9 protein-coding genes and 1 riboswitch are annotated in these 18276 nt (G+C 59.3%); of the genes, 2 read left to right on the plus strand and 7 right to left on the minus strand.

The window, feature by feature from the left end; genetic code table 11:
* Positions 1 to 127: 127 nt before the first annotated feature.
* A riboswitch (SAM riboswitch) is annotated at positions 128 to 218 on the minus strand.
* A 221-nt stretch (positions 219 to 439) separates the two neighbouring features.
* Positions 440 to 1381 (minus strand): LysR family transcriptional regulator, encoded by a 942-nt coding sequence (locus DFO58_RS07875; protein WP_120990060.1) that lies wholly within the window; start codon positions 1379 to 1381, stop codon positions 440 to 442.
* Positions 1382 to 1503: 122 nt separating this feature from the next.
* On the opposite strand from DFO58_RS07875, the gene DFO58_RS07880 reads away from it, so the two are divergent.
* Positions 1504 to 2496 carry a putative oxygenase MesX gene (locus DFO58_RS07880; protein ID WP_120990215.1) on the plus strand — a complete coding sequence of 331 codons (993 nt, stop codon included), beginning with the start codon at positions 1504 to 1506 and terminating at the stop codon, positions 2494 to 2496.
* Positions 2497 to 2533: 37 nt separating this feature from the next.
* Positions 2534 to 3574, plus strand: coding sequence for a methionine synthase (locus DFO58_RS07885; RefSeq protein WP_120990062.1), 1041 nt, complete (start codon positions 2534 to 2536; stop codon positions 3572 to 3574).
* A 353-nt stretch (positions 3575 to 3927) separates the two neighbouring features.
* On the opposite strand, the gene DFO58_RS18430 is transcribed toward DFO58_RS07885, so the two are convergent.
* Genes DFO58_RS18430 through drmD form a run of 6 tightly spaced genes read right to left on the minus strand, consistent with a single transcriptional unit; the run spans position 3928 to position 17919 of the window.
* Positions 3928 to 4095: a hypothetical protein gene (locus DFO58_RS18430; protein ID WP_183043133.1), complete on the minus strand. Its 168-nt coding sequence runs from the start codon at positions 4093 to 4095 to the stop codon at positions 3928 to 3930.
* A 33-nt stretch (positions 4096 to 4128) separates the two neighbouring features.
* Positions 4129 to 4929 carry a DISARM system phospholipase D-like protein DrmC gene (gene drmC / locus DFO58_RS07890; protein ID WP_353616381.1) on the minus strand — a complete coding sequence of 267 codons (801 nt, stop codon included), beginning with the start codon at positions 4927 to 4929 and terminating at the stop codon, positions 4129 to 4131.
* The gene (drmB, locus tag DFO58_RS07895; protein WP_120990066.1) at positions 4886 to 6910 is read right to left on the minus strand and encodes a DrmB family protein; all 2025 of its coding nucleotides are present in this window, start codon (positions 6908 to 6910) and stop codon (positions 4886 to 4888) included. Before drmB ends, drmC begins: the two co-directional genes overlap by 44 nt.
* Positions 6903 to 10676, minus strand: coding sequence for a DISARM system helicase DrmA (gene drmA / locus DFO58_RS07900; protein ID WP_120990068.1), 3774 nt, complete (start codon positions 10674 to 10676; stop codon positions 6903 to 6905). Before drmA ends, drmB begins: the two co-directional genes overlap by 8 nt.
* Positions 10673 to 14755: a DNA methyltransferase gene (locus DFO58_RS07905; protein ID WP_120990070.1), complete on the minus strand. Its 4083-nt coding sequence runs from the start codon at positions 14753 to 14755 to the stop codon at positions 10673 to 10675. Before DFO58_RS07905 ends, drmA begins: the two co-directional genes overlap by 4 nt.
* On the minus strand, positions 14752 to 17919 hold the full coding sequence (gene drmD / locus DFO58_RS07910; RefSeq protein WP_120990071.1) for a DISARM system SNF2-like helicase DrmD: 3168 nt from the start codon (positions 17917 to 17919) through the stop codon (positions 14752 to 14754). The genes DFO58_RS07905 and drmD overlap by 4 nt, the downstream gene beginning before the upstream one ends.
* Positions 17920 to 18276 lie beyond the last annotated feature (357 nt).

Below are 18276 nucleotides of genomic sequence, written 5' to 3' on the forward strand. Positions count from 1 at the left end.
CTCGTTGTGTAGTCCACGAGAGAGTGCACCGAACACGGTGCCGCGCACCGCCGGCGCCAGACCGATTACCGGCCTGGACATCACGGTACGAGGCACAGCGCCGCGGTTCATCACGCGGCTCGGAGCTGCTCCATCGTTCCTGGCATTAGCACCTTTCGGTTTCCCGATGGTTGCTGCGACGTCGACGAGCCAGATCTCTTAGTCGCTCTTGATGGGTAGGTAGTTCCATGGTTGGGCACCGGCACCGCCAGGCGCAAGCGGGAGTGCGGCCGACGCTTCATGCAGCGCCGCGGCCCGTCATATGTCGCGGTTTCGTCATGCTGGGCATGGCCCCGTATGGCCTTTGTGACGCGCCAAATGAGGCAAAAACCCCTGGATTCCAGGGATTAGGGGTTTATATGTGTCGCGTGAGGACGAATTGAAGACGCACTATGACGTTTCAGCCCAGCAGGTGCACGTCGAACTCAGAGACCACCGAGCGCACTTCCTCAAGGTAACGCTGGGCCTGTTCGGTCAGCGGAATCGCAGCGTGGTCGATCCAGCCGATCTCGATCCGCTCGTCGATGTCCAGCGGGATGGCAACGATGGAGGGGTCCAGCTCGTCGCTGATGATGCCTGTGGAGATCGTGTACCCGCCCAAGCCGATCATGAGGTTGAAGATGGTCGCACGGTCCGAGACCCTGATCTCGCGCTTGCTGGAGAGGGTGGAGAGGATTTCCTCGGCGAAGTAGAAGGAGTTGTTCGCGCCCTGGTCGAAGGTCAGCCGCGGCAGGTCCTCGAGATCCTCCAAGGTGGCGCGCCGGCGGGATGCCAGCGGGTTGGTGCGCGAGATGAAGATGTGCGGATCTGCCAGGAACAGCGGGTGGAACACCAGCCGGGATTCGCGCAGCAGCTTGTCGATGACCTTGCGGTTGAAGTCGTTGCGGTAGAGGATGCCGATTTCGCTGCGTAGCGTGCGCACGTCCTCGATGATCTCCTCGGTGCGGGTCTCGCGCAGCGAGAACTCGTATTCCTCGGCCCCGCTGGCCTGGACCATGCGCACGAACGCATCCACGGAGAACGAGTAGTGCTGGGTCGAGATGCCCAGCAGGCGGCGGGAGGGCGGGCGGCCCAGGTAGCGATGTTCCAGCAGCTGCACCTGTTCGAGCACCTGGCGGGCGTAGCCCAGGAACTCGGCACCCTCCACGGTGAGCGTCACGCCCTTGGCCGAGCGCACCAGCAGCGTGCGCCCCAGACGGGCTTCGAGCTCCTTCATCGCCGAGGACATGCTCGGCTGGGCCACGTAGAGCAGGTCGGCTGCCGCGGAGATCGATCCCTCGGTTGCGACCGCGGTGAAGTAGCGAAGCTGTTGCAGCGTCAGGCCGCTTGCCTTTTGAACCATAGGTTGAGTCTATATCAACCCATAGTTAGCCCCAGTTACCCGATATCGAAAAAGGCCCTGCATGATGGAGGCATCCACTTGATTCAGGCCTGTCCAGGCCCATGAGCAACAGATTGGCCGCCATGGCAGACGCATTGACCTTCAGCATTTCCAGCACCGATTTCAACCAGGACTACACTCCAGCCGAGAGTTCGCGCATCACCACGAACTTCGCGAATCTGGCCCACGGCGAGAACCGCCGGGAGAACCTGGGCAACGCGCTGACGATGATCGACCGGCGCCTGAATTCCCTGATGCACTGGGACAATCCGGACGGCGAGCGCTTCACGCTCCAGCTGGAAATCATCTCCGCCAACGTGCACTTCGACTCGGCGCAGGGGGCGCAGGACTTCCCGCTGCTGGAGGTGCTGAACACCAGCATCCTGGACCGGTACACCGGGACGAGCACCCACGGCATCGTGGGCAACAATTTCTCCTCCTACGTACGGGACTACGACTTCAGCGTGCTGCTGCCGGCAACTGCCGACGCTTCCGGCAAGCCGGTGGTCCCGGAAGATTTCGGTGAGCTGCACGGCCGGCTTTTCCAGCATTTCCTTGATTCGGAGGCCTACCGCCAGCGCTTCGAGCAGCTGCCGGTGATCTGCATCAGCGTCTCCACCTCCAAGACCTACCGCCGCACCGGCAACAGCCACCCGGTGCTGGGCCTGGAATACCAGCAGGACGACTACTCGCTGACCGACGAGTACTTCGCCAAGATGGGCCTGCGCGTGCGCTACTTCATGCCCGCCGGCTCCGTTGCCCCGCTGGCCTTCTACTTCCGCGGCGACCTGCTGAACGACTACACCAACCTGCAGCTGTCCAGCACGATTGCCACCATGGAGACCTTCCAGAAGATCTACCGTCCGGAGATCTACAACGCGAACTCCCCCGCTCCTGCGGTCTACCGTCCAAGCCTTGGCGCGCAGGACTTCTCGCGCACCCAGGTTTCCTACGACCGCGAGGAACGTACCCGCCTGGGCGCAAGCCAGGGCAGGTACACCGAAGAGCACTTCATCACCCCGAACCGCGAACTGCTGAACGCCTGGGCCGCCGGCTACGCTGTCCCCGCCGCCTAAGCACCCCTGAACACCTCACGAACTCAAAGGACCAGTTATGACCAATACCCTGCTTCCCACCTCCATCGTCGGTAGCCTGCCCAAGCCTTCCTGGCTCTCGGAAACCGAGACCCTGTGGTCGCCGTGGAAGCTTGAGGGGGCGGCGCTGGCCGAGGGCAAGCAGGACGCGATGCGCGCCGCGGTGCTGGAGCAGACTCGGCGCGGGATCGACATCATTTCCGACGGCGAGCAGACCCGCCAGCACTTCGTCACTACCTTCATCGAGCATCTGTCAGGTGTTGACTTCGAGAACAAGCAGACTGTGCTGATCCGCGACCGCTACGAGGCCAACGTGCCCAGCGTAGTCGGCGCAGTGGAGCGCAAGGCCCCGGTGTTCGTGGAGGATGCGAAGTTCCTGCGCACGCTGACCGACCGCCAGATCAAGTGGACCCTGCCCGGCCCGATGACCATGGTGGACACCCTGCACGACGCCTACTACGGCAGCCGCGAGAAGCTGGCCTGGGAGTTCGCCGCCATCTTGAACCAGGAGGCCAAGGAGCTGGAAGCCGCAGGCGTGGATGTCATCCAGTTCGACGAGCCGGCATTCAACGTCTTCTTCGACGAGGTGGCCGACTGGGGCGTGGCAGCACTGGAACGCGCTTGCGAAGGCCTGAAGGCCGAGACCGTGGCGCATATCTGCTTCGGCTACGGCATCAAGGCGAACAACGACTGGAAGGCGACCCTAGGCACCCAGTGGCGCCACTACGAGAAGTCCTTCCCGATGCTGCAGCGTTCCTCGATCGACACCATTTCGCTGGAATCCCACCGATCGAACGTCCCGCTGGAGATCGTGGAGCTGGTGCGCGGCAAGCGGGTCATGCTCGGAGCGATTGACGTGGCGAACCAGCAGATCGAGACCCCTGACGAAGTGGCGGAAACCCTGCGCAAGGCGCTTGCGTACGTGGATGCCGACAAGCTCATCCCGAGCACCAACTGCGGTATGGCGCCGTTCCCGCGTGATGTGGCGCTGGCCAAGCTCAGTGCGCTGAGCGCTGGAGCCGCCGTGCTGCGCGAGGAGCTTGTCGGCGCCTGCGTTTAAACCGCGGTGGCGGCGCCACCGATGTAGGCCAGGGCCCGGTGGCGCTGACCGAGTCCTTGGTGGCATCAGTGAGCGCGCAGCCGCCGCTACTGCTGTACTCAATTTCCGCACTGTCCGCGGCCTCCGGAGCGCTCGCAAACGCTGAAATGGCATGTTGTGCATTTTCTGGATGCCCAAGACATCGGCGTGGCTAAGTTAGGCACAACCAGCGGCATCGACAGATTTGCCCCTGGCCCAGTCCTGGAGCACGCTGGAGTGCAGCGAAACCGTATATGACGGCGTTCAGGCCTGGGTGCACTGTGAGGTTACCGAACACGTGCAGGCTGGAAAATCCACGATATACGTCGCACGAGCTATGGAGTCGCATATCGACCGTGACGTAGCACCGGATCGGCGAACATTTCCAGCTCGACATCTGAAAGTCGCCACAACACAGAACCAATATTCCAGAGATCAAACTCATCAGTTTTACGGTGTAAAAGCACGCAACTTTTAAGGTCATAGAAACGCTGGGATTTCATAGCGTTCCTTGACCTCGAACAGCTCCCGAGTACTCAGCGAATGCGATTCCGTTGCTCGGCCCTTGTCAGGCGCTCGTAGAGGTACGGCTCGGCCGCGCAAAGTTCATTTTCTATGCGCTCTGCCAGATTTTCATCGTCGATGACAACGCCGAGTTCCACGTTTCCATACTCGGCGCTCCAGCTGAAGTTTGCACTTGTGATGACGATAAATCGGTGGTCGATGGACACGAACTTCGCATGGTTTCGGACAGGTTTGCCACCGAACCGTTTTGTTTGTAGCACTGTGCCTGGAGACAGCCACCACGCCACGTCAACGGCGCTCGGACCTTTTCCGCCAGTGTTGGCCTCCGCATCGATGTAGACGCGGACTGACATTCCAGGTCGATTCGCGGCGTCGTGGAGCGCAGTCCACATGCCTGAAGTCTTCTGGAAGTTGAAAGTCGAACACACAACTGACCGTTGAGCCCCCTCAACCAACGCCACCAAGGATGTCGTCAATGCACCCAACCCAAAGACATGGCCCGGCGATGTCCACAACGTTTCGACCGCACGAGTCGTGGACCGGGCACCTTCAACACCGCGCAGCACCGCCGCCACAAGGTCCCCTTCGAAGCGTAGGCCCACAGCGGCAAGAATGCTAGTGACCTCTAATCGCTTGGTTACATCGATCGCCCCAACGGCCGATGTCAAGCTTTCCCCATCCTCCAGTGCCTCTGCAACCAAGCCTGCTTCAGTTCCTGTGAGCAAAACTCCGAGGTGGCGTAACGCGTCTGCTCTGCTCTGGAACCCCTCAGCTGAAAAAGCCAAGTCCCACCGACCCAGGCAAATCGACAAGGAATCTGCGGTCGAGGAAGCGGTTGGCTCGCTCACACGAGGTCTCGGAAGCCATGGCGCAGGTGTGACATGCGGCCCCGTGAAGGAACTCTTCGGGTTCCTTCGGAGTCCGGTGCGCGCACACCGGGTCCGACGAGCACCGAAGCGCGCGTTCAAGTGCTCGGCTCATAGCCCGTTCCAAGTTGACACGGGAGCTCAGCTGGACCAGCCCGCCGAGTGTACCGTCGGAATCCGAGGCGGTCGTCACGATCAGCAGTCCCGCAGCAGCCGGACGGTTTTCTTCCTTGTTTTCCTTCCAAGCATAGATCCGTTCGGATAGCGAGGCCGCGGAGTATCCCGCATACATGGCCATCTCCCGGATGAGTACGTGGGCTAGGGTATGTATCAGCCAGTAGCGCGCAGGCCGGAATCGAGTCTCGGGCCCGACATCTTTGGCTGTGTCCGAGAAACGGGCGTTGAAGTTGCGTTCGTGCGCGGCACGATGGGCCTCCCACAGGTCGGTCGACTCAATCTTCGCTTCCCAAGTAGCCACTTCTTCTTCATCAAGCTGAAGGTAGATGCCTTCACCGCGATCTTCCGTGGCTACCGTCCATGTAGGGTGGCCGCTGCGCGTCAGTCGGACCAGACGCTGGCCGATATCGTTGGCGCGTTCCATCTCGTCAATGCGGGTGAAACCGAGGACTGCGTTGACTTTTCGCAGTTTATCGATTGCCATGACGCGAGTGACGTGCCGATCGACTAGGTCTGGGTGAATTCCCCCCTCGGGTGGAGATAGTACCAAGCCGCTTTGCTCATCAGCTTTGTGCAACTTGCCGAGTGGATCTCGTTGTAGGAAGTTCCATTCAGGCACAAGCAGACTGACGGGATCGAAATTCCGTCTCTGTTCGGCAAGTTCCTCCTCCGAGGGGGGCGGTTCCAACAGATGGGCGATTGCTGCTGCCAGCTCATCATCAGGGAGGTCGAATAACGGCGATTCTTCTTCGTCCAGGTATTCGCGCCATTTCTCGAGGTTATTCCCATATTTCTCAACGCGCTTTTGCCCTACGACTTTAAGAAGTTCCGCTGCTATCGTCTCATGGGTCTTGGCGGTTGCCTCAGGCATGACAATGATGGAGAGGGTTGCGGGGAACCACAGGTTTGAGGCACCTAGGAGCATGAGCTTGGTGGCGTTGGGGCAGCCATCCTTGTCGAACAAACCCAAATGCGGGTGACGGCCACGACAGCGGGGAATCTTGGCAGCGCCAGCTTCACCCTGAGCCTGATTCATCGGACGTTTCAGACCGCAGGCTCGGCACTCAATCGTTGCCGATGCCCCCTTGCCCAAGGCCTGGTCATGCATGGCCAAGCTAGGAATATTTGCTTCGGTGCACTGGGCCCCCTCATGCACCCACCAGTCGTAGGGGAACTCGTCGAGGTGTCCGTCGGGGCAAGCAAGCAGATACCGAGCAGGAACAGCCGGCATCGGCTTTTTTGAGATTTTACCCTTGCGACCGGGGCACTTCTCGTGTTCAAACCGCGCTTGGTCTGGCCTGTAAGGGTTGGTATTGCGGTAGGCGTATCGGGTGAGTGGGGCGAGCATGTCGCAGTTGGTGCAGCGCAGCCACTGTGGGAACACCCTCGCCGGCACACCCAAGTCGTCACCTTCCTTGCTGTGTGACGTCGGTTTCGGAGCCCATGGGAACGGCCTAAGCTCTGATACCTGCGGTCCAAGATGCACCTTGACTGCGTCCAACAGACGCGGCGCAGGAACCGTCGGCACGGAGCCACGACGAGCCCAAATCTTTTCCCAAGTGTCCAATCCGGCTGGCATGATCGTGAATGACGGCAGGTCCATCGTGGCGCCAGGACCGTAGGTGTACAACAACGACGAAGGCCTCGCAGAACCGACTTTAGCGCGGTTCTTCGTTGCCGTCTGGGAATCCCCTGAGTCCAGGTCTCCCAATGGGTCCAATCCCTCGTCCAAGTCAAGAAGTTCAGTCATCGAATTCACCATCCTGGGTAGGGGCAGACATCCACTTCGGCTGGTACTGCAGTTCCCCAGACATGAGATTCTCCTTTTTTGGCGTGACAAGCAAATTAATTTCCGGCTGCACCTCACGCATTGAGTTGGCCACGCTGAATGGTGGACTATCCGCAGTTCCAACGTCTCTCCGTTGGTTCTCCGGGGAGAGCAGCAGGGCGCTGAATTCCCCGCCTTTGCCCTCCGGAATCTTCTCGTACACCAATTGGTGATGCTTCGTGTGCACGAAGGCACGTCGTTTGGACCACTGGTCACGGCGGTTCTTCAACCGTTCCATAACCACGTGTGCGGCTTCTTCTCCCCCGGCGATCTTGGCCCGCTCCACGATCTGTTCGATCAATTGGTCGAGCCGGTCCAAGGCCTCGTCGACTCGCCAAGCACTGCGTTCAGGAGAAAGACCCTCGGCACGGCTTGCGTCCGACACACGAGCCGCGCTAACTAGCACGCCATCGAGGGAGCGGTCGATCGACGTATATGAGTAAGGCGTGACGGACAAAGGCTCAACCTGCGAGTAGAAGGTCTCATGGTAGTGGCGAAACTGCTCGAAGTGAGCCAGATCCCTAGGCCTAGCCCAGTTACCCAGTGTGACCACCAGACCAGGTCTGGAGGCGTCTCGTCCCACACGGGAAGATGCCTGGATGTACTCGGCAGTGTTTTTCGGTTGCCCGACCATGAGCATCAGCCCAAGCCGGGTGACGTCAACGCCTACTTGGAGCATCGACGTTGCAAGGACAACGTCGAATGGTTCAGGCGTGCGATAGGCAAAACGTTTGCCGGCTTCCCGCGCGGCCCGAGACTCTAGGGCACGTTCTTTTTTGCCCTCTGTCGAGTCCCAGCGCGGGTCAAAGGCGGATCCCATCTGATCCAGGGTTCCGGTGATGTCCGAAGAGGAGACACGTGAGGTCAATTCCGCGACATTCAGCCCTGTCGGCTGCGTGCCCCACCGGGGAGGGAAGTTCTTTCCCGGTCGTCGCCGCTTGACTGCTGTCTGAACGTCATCGGCAATGTAGCGAGCCATGCCCGCCAGCTCTCGCGTGGCGTTGAAATAGCCCACCATAGTCATGTATGGGTCAGCCGACACAGGCTTGTCCGCAATGGGTGGTTTTGCCTGGTCCATCAGCACTTGGCCCGCCGACAACAGGGTGCTGGCAACCACGATCTCGGCCGAGGTCAACCTCACACCCGTGGTGCTGATACCGATGTAACGGCGTCCGGGCGTTTTTGGCGTCACAGGAACCTCTGTGGAGAAATACGTGTCAGACACGGACAGCACCTGTGGCGGGAAGATCGTCACCCGGCGCCCATAAAGTGCCCTGATCTGTTCCGTTGCGTTACGCACTGTCGCGGTCGAGGCCACCACCAAAGGACGGACTTGGTTCCCGTCGGCGTCTTTCCATGTGGTCAGCACGTCAACTGCCAGCTCGAATGCCCCCACGGCAGTACCAAGCGCACCGGTAATCAGGTGCAACTCGTCCTGAATGATCAGATCCGGTGGCCGCAGCCTGTCCACTGCCCGTACAGAAGCAGCGGGCTTGCCTTTCATGGCTGGATGCTTACCCCCGATGTCGATCTTGCAGATCTTGTGTTGGTCGTCGTGCACATACCCGTGCCGTTCGCACCACTTGCGTACGTACCCGAAGAGCGCTGCGGCCTCGCCTTCGCGAGCCAGTCGGGCGAACTTGTCTACTGTTGCGATGACGAACGATGGCGCCAGCCTGTAGATTTCTTCGTCAACTGTCAGGACCGGAAGCCCGTCGGCGCTACCCTGCGCGCCCTCGGAAAATGGGCAGTCACCAAAGTCGTCACCGCAATAGACACGAATTCTCCGTTGTACGTCATCGCCCTTGACGTTCTTCGGCTCGATCGAAGTCCCGCACCATGGGCACCTCTGCAACTGCAAAACGGTCAGTCCGTACTTGCGTCCGTCGTTGGCCTCGGCAAGCTGTTCAGCTGCCTCATCGTATCGTTTGGGCGAGACCGCTGTGCCGACCCATAGTCCAATGCGAAACGGCTCCTTGCCCCAAGTTGCATCGTCCTCCCGCCGTGCAACCTCGGCTGCGCAGACCAGCGCGGTCGCACGCTGGAACTGCTGGGCGGTCAACAGGCGCAGCGTGTACCGCATCAAGACCGCGACACCCGCGTTGCCATCGATCCGTCCATCAACTCCATCGATGACACCGTGCCGGCGCCGGATCGCGAAGGTAAAGGCCGCCAGACCAAGATAAGCTTCGGTCTTGCCACCGCCGGTGGGGAAGAACAAGAGCTCGGCCTTGGCCTTGGAAGATGAGCGACGTTTGATCTCCGGGCGCGAAAGAGCTTCAAGCTGCATCAGCACGAACGCCAGCTGGAATGTGCGCCATGAATGCGCGTCTGGTCCCTGGGCGAGGACCTCCGACTTGACTGCATTTAGACTGAGTCTAGGGTTTGACGCACGTAGTTCGGCCACTTGGGACTGCACTCGCTGGTCGGCCATCACTCGGTTCATGAACCGGAAACACCGTAGCGCTTCTGCATCACCCAGCAGGAAATCGAGGCCGCGTTCCAGCTGCTTGGCAACCAACCCGGCGTCCTGGATCGCCTCGGCTGCGACGTCCTGAAGGTGCGCTGGCAGCCGGGCGGCGAGTAATTTCTGCCCTGACAGCCACCCCTGGTAGCCTTCCACAATCGGGCGAAGCCCGGCGTCCAGCTCCGTAGCGCTCGCAGTTTCAAGCTCTTTCATGTCAAGCAGTGCGCCGTCTATGTCCCGCGCCTTGGTTTGTGGAGTCTCGGACATCGGCAGCCAGGTGGTCCGCACTTGAGTCGCTCGGCGTTCCCCTTCAGCAACGGTCCAGTCGGCTGAGCAGGTGCGACCGATGGAAAATTCCAAGCGATCCATGTACTGAAGCTGAAGTCGGGCGAGTTCTTGGTGGCTATCCAGCCGAGCTTCCGCCAAAATGTCCGTCACCGGCAAGAAGACGTCTTTCTGCGGAGCATTGGTATCTGCCTCGACGTAGAGTTTGGTTTGGTAGAGCCAGGCATCCACCGGTATCTGTCTTGGTGTTTCTCGATCGTTGCACAGTGCCGCTTCGACGATGCGCTTGTCTTCAAATTCCATGACGTCTACGCGGATGAGGATCGAGTCTTCAAGTGGAAAGTCCACCGTCTTGCCTGGCTGTAAAGAACCAACCGGCACGATTGCAGAGTGCACATGCTGGGTACGGCGGTACTTGCGCTTCTGCCGGCCCGATGCCGTGACCTCGTCGGTTTTCTCTGAGCGGTAGGTGCCCCACTCTGCACGGATCACTACGTTCTCGACGTCAAGACCAACTTGAAAGCGCAACCCCATCGAGGCTGGAATCATCAGGCCGCGACGCAGCGGAACGTCCTCCGCACCCTCATCGTCGGAGCCGGCTGTCTCACTTTCTTGCACGGCTGGTACTCCACGTCCGAGGTCGGTCTCTTCCACCGGCACAACGTCCTCGTCAGCAGCGCTCTCGGCGTCCTCAGCCAGTGTCGCTCCACCCTTACCGATAAGTTTCGCTGGGGCAATGCGGCCCACGAGGTATAGGGCATCCGGTTGGGCGTCGAGGAGCTCATCATCCCCATGGGCCGGGCCGAGCAGTTCACGTTCCAGAATGTCGGTGAGGTTCTCACGATCCGTCCACGATGATCCATCTGGCCTGTTCGTTAGGTCGTAGTCCGGGAAAGGTAAACGTTTCGGGCCGATGGCCCCAGACTCAACTGTCATTCGCCATCACTATCCTCTGAATTTTCAAATGAATCGTCCTGCCCCTGTATTCCAGCACGACGGTGGTTCTCTTCCAGGAGTCGGTCTAGGATTTCGACCCGAGCCGACGGGCTGACAGTCCAGCGCTCCATCTGGCGATAGGTGTGGAATCCGTGGTCGAGCGCGACATCCTCCCAGCCGAAGGCGGCCATGACCGCGTTGTCGAGCTCGACATGAATCTCACGTAAGCGGGATATATCGGGATCGGCTGAGCACGCAGTTTCAGGGTCGTTGACCAGGTTGTACAGCTTCGTCACTCCAAGTTCGCGGCGAAGCATGATTTCACGACGTTCGGTATCGAGCATCCTTCCTACCTCGGTCAACCATTCGGTGTTCAGAGGGCGAGGAAAAGTCTCGAAGACGTCGGAGGGAGTGTAGCGGGGGTCGTTCCTCATTCCGGAGCCGTACTTGATAGCCCACATCTGATGCAATGATGAGGATAGAACTGCCTGATCGGCATAATCCTCCGTCGCGAATACACCAAGCGCGTGGCTGAAGACTTGTCCAGTAGGTACTCTCATAGGCATCACGCTCTTACTGACAAGTGCGATCGCCAACACCTCATCGAGTTCCACGATACTTCGACGCATTGCACCTCTCGTACGTAGGAATTGCCACCATGGCAGATCGCTAACAGATTTCGGCTTTCCTTTTCGCTCAGGTTGCACCTCTTGCACAACTCTTCGATATGGCTCTTTGAAGGTCGCCGCTTCATGGTCGGAGCGCCCGGTAAAATCAATCACCCACCGTGAGCCCGAACTGTCCGGCCGCTGGTTGAGGTCCTCACCGTTAAGATAAGGAAAAAGTACTTCGGCATTGTGGGCGTCATCGGAAATCCATTGGTGTGCTTCTTCGGGCTCGATGACAAATCCCTTACCGAGGACTATGCACCCTTGGAAAGCAACGTTCAGATTCTCTTCGAGTCGCGCTGGATCTCCTATCGTCCGGCCGGAAGGTTCCAGAAGTGTGGATACGGCCTGCACCACAATGTCATCCGAGACTCTGGCTGCTGATTCAGAGACCAGCCCGGTACTCCCCCAAACCGCAGCGTATTCGAGATTGGCAGATTTCGCTGGCCAGGATCGCGACTGGACCGACCGCATGATTGTGAATCCTGATTCCACCATGCGGTCCAGCCCCACCTGACGAGTGTCCCCTTGGGCGATTGTATTGGTCGCGATTAGGCCTAGGTTACCGTTGTTTGTAAGCAAGGAAAGGGCACGAAGGAAGAAGTAGGCAACGAAGTCTGCCGACCCTCTGGCACCTTGAGCTAGCACATGTACGAACCAGTCCCTCACATTCGTACCCATGGCGCCGGTGAGTTTCTGCCCACCTAGGAATGGCGGGTTCCCGATAATCGCATCGAATCCACCGCGCTCCATGACATCCGGAACAGCCAGCGCCCAGTGTAGCGGCTTCCACTTTTCGTAGTCTGTCTCGACCGTTGGAGTCAGTCCTCGCTCAATAATGCCTTCAAGCATCTGACCGGTGCCTGCCCCGCTTGAAGCGAATGCAAGGTCTATGGCGATCCTCAGATTTTCATACTGTTCATCAAGCTTCCTGCCCGGTTTACCACCCTCCACGAGTCCTGCGGCGATTATGCCGTCCGCAACGTCATCAAGCTGCGAAATCTGTTCTTCATACTCGTTCCAGAGCCGTCGCTTGGTCCTACTCGAGCGAGCAGGGTCGTTCTCGTCAACCTCACTGGCCAAGCGTTGCCGCAGCTTGACAGCTTTCTGGATCACCGCTCGGACATCGAGCATCTCCATGCCTTGAGCCTCGGATCCCTCGCCAAAGAGTGTTCCCTCGGAAAACCTCGAGCCGTCCGAAAGCGCCTTTACTCGGGACGGATCGATGTGCGCGGCCTCGAGCTGGCGGAGATCGTTTATGCCAAGCAGAGAGTTGCCGTGAAGAACCTTGTCGTCGACGAAGGAGAACGGGAGCTTGGGGTCTAGGGAGACAAGCCAGAGGGAGATCTTACACATCTCTACGGCCATGCCATTGATGTCGGCCCCGTACAGGCATTGGGCTACAACTTGTCGTCTGGCCTTGGTCTCTAGCGCGTGCGGGGAACCTGTAACGCCTTCGGAATGCCACGCTATAAGTACTTTCTCAGCCAGATACTCAGCTGCCGCCACGAGGAACGCTCCCGATCCGCAAGCAATGTCTGCGACTTTAAGGTCTAGAAGCTCATTGGAATCGAGAAGCTTCCACTGTGACTCGTCGGCGGTCTGGTACGGACCGGGTTGGAAGACTAGCGGTTCGAGTGCGTGGCGCACGACTTCTTGGGCAAGCGACTTAGGTGTGTAGTGTGCTCCTGAGTTAGCGCGTGACGGGGTCTCTACGACTGCGAGCCCTCCGGGTTGAATGACCACCGGTCGCTCGCGAAGATCACGACGGATGATGCCCACGTATGGACGTAGTCGTGCAAGTAGAGACTCATCGCGGGTCACGGACAACAGTGCACGCTCGCCATCTTCGACTTTTCCATTCAGCAACTTTGCCAATGCAGCAGCCGATTTCGTTTCTGCAGCCCGCTGATTCTTCTTGACCCACGCGATTACCGCAGCACCAAATTTGGCAGGGCTGGAGCTTGCTACTGCGAGTTGCTCGATAACCCGCAGCGGAATTTCAGGTTCTTCACCGTCCTTGCCGACTAGACCCACAACGATCTCGTCGACGTCTTGGGCGGTGTATCCTAGCAGCCCCTCATAGATGTAACCGATCTGCTCAACGTCGACGTCGCGGAAGGACACTCGGCGGAGTTCGGCAGATTTGCCCGTGCCGATGACTGCGTACTGCACCGAACGCAATACTTCGAGCATGACACGATCGCTAACGGCAACTGCTAAGGCACCACGATCGTCGACGCCCGTGAGGAATGGGAAGCGTTCCGGGTCAAAGAGCGATCCACCATAGGCTGGCAGACGGATATCCTCGGATGTCACTCCCCCATACAATGCTTTGGACGTGGCCAACAGACGATGCCACGTGTAATGCGTGGCATCAAGAGCCTCAGCTCCCTCGTCGCGCATGCGTTTGTCCAGATCATCCAGCAGACCGCTGACCCCGTAGGCCTCGGTAAACAAGGGCGACTGGGGCATCATCGAGCGTTCTTCAGCAAAGAGCAGGAACACCACTCGCATCATCGCGGTAACTGCTCCCTCGTAGACGAGTTCACGGTCGGACGGCAGCGGATCGGGCCAGCCGGCCTCCCGTGCCTCGAAAGCTTCCTCGGAGAACGCGGTAACCAAGAGTTCGACGGCTCGGCGTACCTGAGTGCCCAGGGCAACAGTGATGTCTTCCGCAGCAGTAATCGATTCTTTGAACAACTCCGGCAGCCGGTCTTTCTCGTTGCCTCCAGCCAGGCGCTGAGGCGAGATGAGCTCAAGAAAGGCGTCACGGACATCGGACTCTTCAATCCACGTCTGAGCATCGACAATGCCCGAGGCCGTCATGACTCCGTCTTGGGCGCAGACGATTGCCCACCAGCGTCCGTCAGTGAGCACGCCGACCTTTTGCCCGGACTTGCGCAGGAGCGCATCCATCCGGTCGATAGGGCTCGCGGTCCAGGAATCGTTCATCGGGTCACGCAGCGACTCTACCGGGTCAAAGACCATCACCAGGGCAGCGGCAACACCATCGCGAACGAACTTCCCTGATGCTTTGATGCCGGCCGTCGTCTTCGCGGACGGCCCCTGCGACGGACTCCCGCCGAGCTCCTCGTCGTCCCAAACGAGATGTGCATCCCACCGGGCAACGTCACGCAACACGGCATCGATCCACTTGTTTCGCGCACCACGGTAAGCTCCTACAGCCGCATCGTCGTCCGCAGGTGCCTTGTTCCAAGTGTCCCAAGCGCGATCGAAGTCTGGCTTGGCGTCGCGCAATGCAGCCTTCGAACTCGCTCCAAGCTGGGGCATCCCCTGGGGCCAAACGCGCTTGATTGCGGGGATAGCTACAAACGGGCCATCACGGTCGACGAGTTCGAGCCAGTCCCGGTGTTCCCTAGTTCGCCGCTGGGTACCGTGTGGCTTCATGAAAGTTCTCCCTGCTTGGCGTCTTGCTCGGTCAGCGCGAACACCACTGCCGCGGCTGATACGAACGGACGGATATCGGTGTATCGCTCCGCGATAGCCGCAATCTCGCGTGTTTCTTCCTCGGCGAGGTTGGCCAAACGATTCTCCATCGACCGAATGTCCAGCCTGTACTGCTCAGCCTGCTTGGGGTCGAGATCGAAAAGCATGCCTTCGAGTTCCTGCTGGTTCTCCCGCCGTTCACGTAGGGAGTCCTGCAAGTTGCGGCGGAAGCTGGCGAAAATCTGCTTGGCCCGCTCGGTGTCTGCATCCCTGCGCTTCTCCAGATCCGCGGTGACCGATTCCTGGTGCTTGAGCGCGCGGTTACGCATCTCTGTCTCCAAGCGGGAGCGCAACCGTCCGTTGTCGCCGTTCCACTCTTGCGCCAGACGAGTTCGTATGTGTTCGTCGGCCAAACTGAGGTGAGTTGAGTCGAGGGTCTGCTCGAGTAGGGCATCTGCTTTGGCCTCCGCCAAACGTTGTCCCTTGACTCGGATACCGGTCACGAAAACTTCCTCATGCAGACGCAGTCCACCTCTTCCGACGAGCACAAGACGGGAGATCGCCGCGACGCAGGATTCTTCAAGGCCGGGCACGATGACTGCGGTCACCCGGTTGATGGAAGACTCGGTGCTGAACAACGAAGCGCGCAGAATACGGGAGGCCTTCTGCATCAAGCCATGCCCAAGATGCACATGGACAACGTCCTCGATGCCTCCCTGTAACACGGAGTCGTCGAAGGTGATGGGTCGGTACATCCCAGGTTGAAGGCGGGTATCCAGGCCCTTGATGGCATCTTGCCATGAACGTCCAAGGACTGGTACGCGGAAAATCTCGGCGTCATAGTCCTGCGAGCCTTCTTCGACCAGGGTGGGCTGGTTGGTCAGAGCTAGCGCTGTGTCGATGACGCGTCGAGCGTTGAACGGCGTCAGGTGCATGCGCTCCTTCTGAAGGTCGTAGGTGTTCGCCAACTCGGTCAGAACCCGGTTGACCTCCTGATCACCGGCCATCGCCTTGTTGATAATGGCGTTGTCATTATCTTTGAGTTTCTGGGACCGCGCGGTGACCTTGATTCGGCCGAAGTGGTTTTGGATATCGGCGTCGATGACCGGATTGACCGAGCCCAGGTCGTCAGCAACGGTGGCGACCTTTTCGGCGATGCGACGCATGAAATCCATATCCGCCCCGTAGGTGCCAGCCGTCTTTTCTGGCAGGAACTGATATATCCGAGGAATCTCAGTTTGCCCGTACCGGTCAATTCGACCGATACGTTGTTCCAGCCGCGACGGGTTGAACGGGACGTCGAAGTTCACCAGACGATGGCAGTATGACTGTAAGTCGATCCCTTCACCTGCCGCGTCGGTGGCAACCAAGACACGGATGGGCTCACGACTGGGATCGGCATTGAATCGGGCGCGGGTCAACTCGCGCTCCTCGGTGTCTGTAGAGCCCTCAATCGTGGCAAGTCGGGATTCGTCGTAGCCACGCTGACGCAGATTTTCCACGATCCAATTCAGAGTGTCTGCGTACTCGGTGAAAATCACCACGCGCTCGTTAGTCCATGTCTGACCGTCGGGCTTGCAGATCGCGTTTAGCCATCCGGTCAAGGCCTTCAATCGGGAGTCAGGCTTGGACTGATAGCCCAGCCCCCAGTCTACGAGTCGTGAGATCTGTTCCGGGGTGGCTGTCACAAGCGGGTCGGTCCTTTTGGAATAACGAAGTGCGTCGAACTCTGGGTGCTCAGCACCGCCCTCTTCCTCATCCGATTGGTCCGATCCTAGGACCTCTGCATAATACTCATCCTCGTCATCCCATTCCTGTTGGGTCGCCGAGTTAGCGTCGCGATAGCCTGCCAAGGTGGACCCGAAAGCGTAAGGGCTGGACAGGAACCGCTTCTTGAGCAGCATCGAGACGATGTCACCGGAACGTTTCTGCCCGTTGGCCCGAGCACTCGCTTCCAAGATGCCGTCAAGGGTCTCGAACGCTTCCTGCTCGTCCTGACAGGGCACGAAATGGATCGTCTCCATTTGGCGGGCCTTAAATCCCTTTTCTTTGATGTCGCGCTTAAGTCGGCGCACAGTTACTTCCTTAAGCGCCTGGACGTCAACCGTGGCTCCGCGGGAGAAGCGGCGGTTATCGATCATCTCCAGAAGCGCAGTGAAGGATTCCGAGTGCCCGTTGTGCGGTGTTGCCGATAGGAAGAGCCTGTGTTCACAGACCTTGGCAAGTTCACGGACGGCGGCAGTGCGCTGGGAATCCACGGCATATCCCCGGGCGCCGCCAAGCGACGTCGGACTCGATGGCGCCACATGGTGAGCTTCGTCGACTACGAGCACGTCGAATGCATATTGGCGGGCACTGTTGATTTTGCCGGACTCGGAGTAGACGTCACGCATCAACCGCTGGGCCCGAAGCCCGGGCAGCCATGCCATCGACACAATCACCCTCGGGAACAGGCGGAAGGGATTGGCATTCAGGCCATGGGTCCGACGCACTCGAGACATCACCTCGGAGTTGACAATGACGAAGTCCAGACCGAACTTCTCACGCATCTCGTCCTGCCATTTCAGTGACAGGCTCGGTGGGCACACAATAATCACCGTGCGAGCGCGATGCCGCAGCAGAAGCTCCTGGATGACAAGTCCGGCTTCGATCGTCTTGCCCAAGCCAACATCGTCAGCCAGAAGCAAGTTGGTACGTGGCGCCCGCAAGGCTCGACGTAGCGGCTCTAGCTGATAGGCTTCGACATTTGCACCGGAACGGAACGGCGCCTGGAACGCTCCCTCATTCGCCGAAGTCACCGCTCCCCAACGGACGGCATCGACAAACGCCGCCAACCGGTTCGGATCATCGAACCCCTCAGGTGTGATTATCTCTGGCAGACCCTGATCCGGGGCGACCGAGTGTCCAACTTCCAGCTCCCAGATGACGTTGAGTTCCTCACCCATCCGGTCTTCGGCTAGGGACTGCAACGCGATCACGTGGTTAAGCTGAGGGGTTCCATCGTCAGCCGAGCTGCGTGGCAGCCCCTGTTCGCGGACGTCCGCGACAGCCCAGTTCGCACCGCGAACCTCGACGATGTCACCAGGCTTCGGTAGGCCTGGCATTGCTTTCAGTTGGGCGGTCATCGGCGCATCTCCATTGCTGGTGTGTCAACACGCCACACAGAGGCCGGTTCGGCTACCCGTACGCGGGTGTCCGATCCCAATAAAACTTTCATATCGCCAGCGGTAGGCGCGGAAACCGAAACCACTTACACTCTCCATGCAATCTATGCCAACGGAGTACAACACTCCATAACTAACCTAGCGCAAGGCTATGTGGAGCCTAAAACAACTCGAAACAGTTACCACGACACGCGTTAGCCCCTTTGCAGGGGCCAAGCCCGGGCATGATTACGTAGCACAGATCGGCAGTAGTCGCTCCGGAGCCGGTACATCTGAGGAAAACACATGTTCGCTTTGCAGCAAAGAGCTCACCTGCTT

Origin of the sequence: Arthrobacter sp. AG1021 (genome assembly GCF_003633665.1) — a bacterium.
Taxonomy (GTDB): Bacteria; Actinomycetota; Actinomycetes; order Actinomycetales; family Micrococcaceae; genus Glutamicibacter; species Glutamicibacter soli.

Bases quoted from the DNA above. Each gene is read 5' to 3' on its own strand.
- DFO58_RS07875 (WP_120990060.1), bottom strand. From the start codon at position 1,381: ATGGTTCAAAAGGCAAGCGGCCTGACGCTGCAACAGCTTCGCTACTTC.
- DFO58_RS18430 (WP_183043133.1), bottom strand. From the start codon at position 4,095: ATGAAATCCCAGCGTTTCTATGACCTTAAAAGTTGCGTGCTTTTACAC.
- drmD (WP_120990071.1), bottom strand. From the start codon at position 17,919: ATGACCGCCCAACTGAAAGCAATGCCAGGCCTACCGAAGCCTGGTGAC.
- DFO58_RS07885 (WP_120990062.1), top strand. From the start codon at position 2,534: ATGACCAATACCCTGCTTCCCACCTCCATCGTCGGTAGCCTGCCCAAG.
- drmA (WP_120990068.1), bottom strand. From the start codon at position 10,676: ATGACAGTTGAGTCTGGGGCCATCGGCCCGAAACGTTTACCTTTCCCG.
- DFO58_RS07880 (WP_120990215.1), top strand. From the start codon at position 1,504: ATGGCAGACGCATTGACCTTCAGCATTTCCAGCACCGATTTCAACCAG.
- drmB (WP_120990066.1), bottom strand. From the start codon at position 6,910: ATGACTGAACTTCTTGACTTGGACGAGGGATTGGACCCATTGGGAGAC.
- DFO58_RS07905 (WP_120990070.1), bottom strand. From the start codon at position 14,755: ATGAAGCCACACGGTACCCAGCGGCGAACTAGGGAACACCGGGACTGG.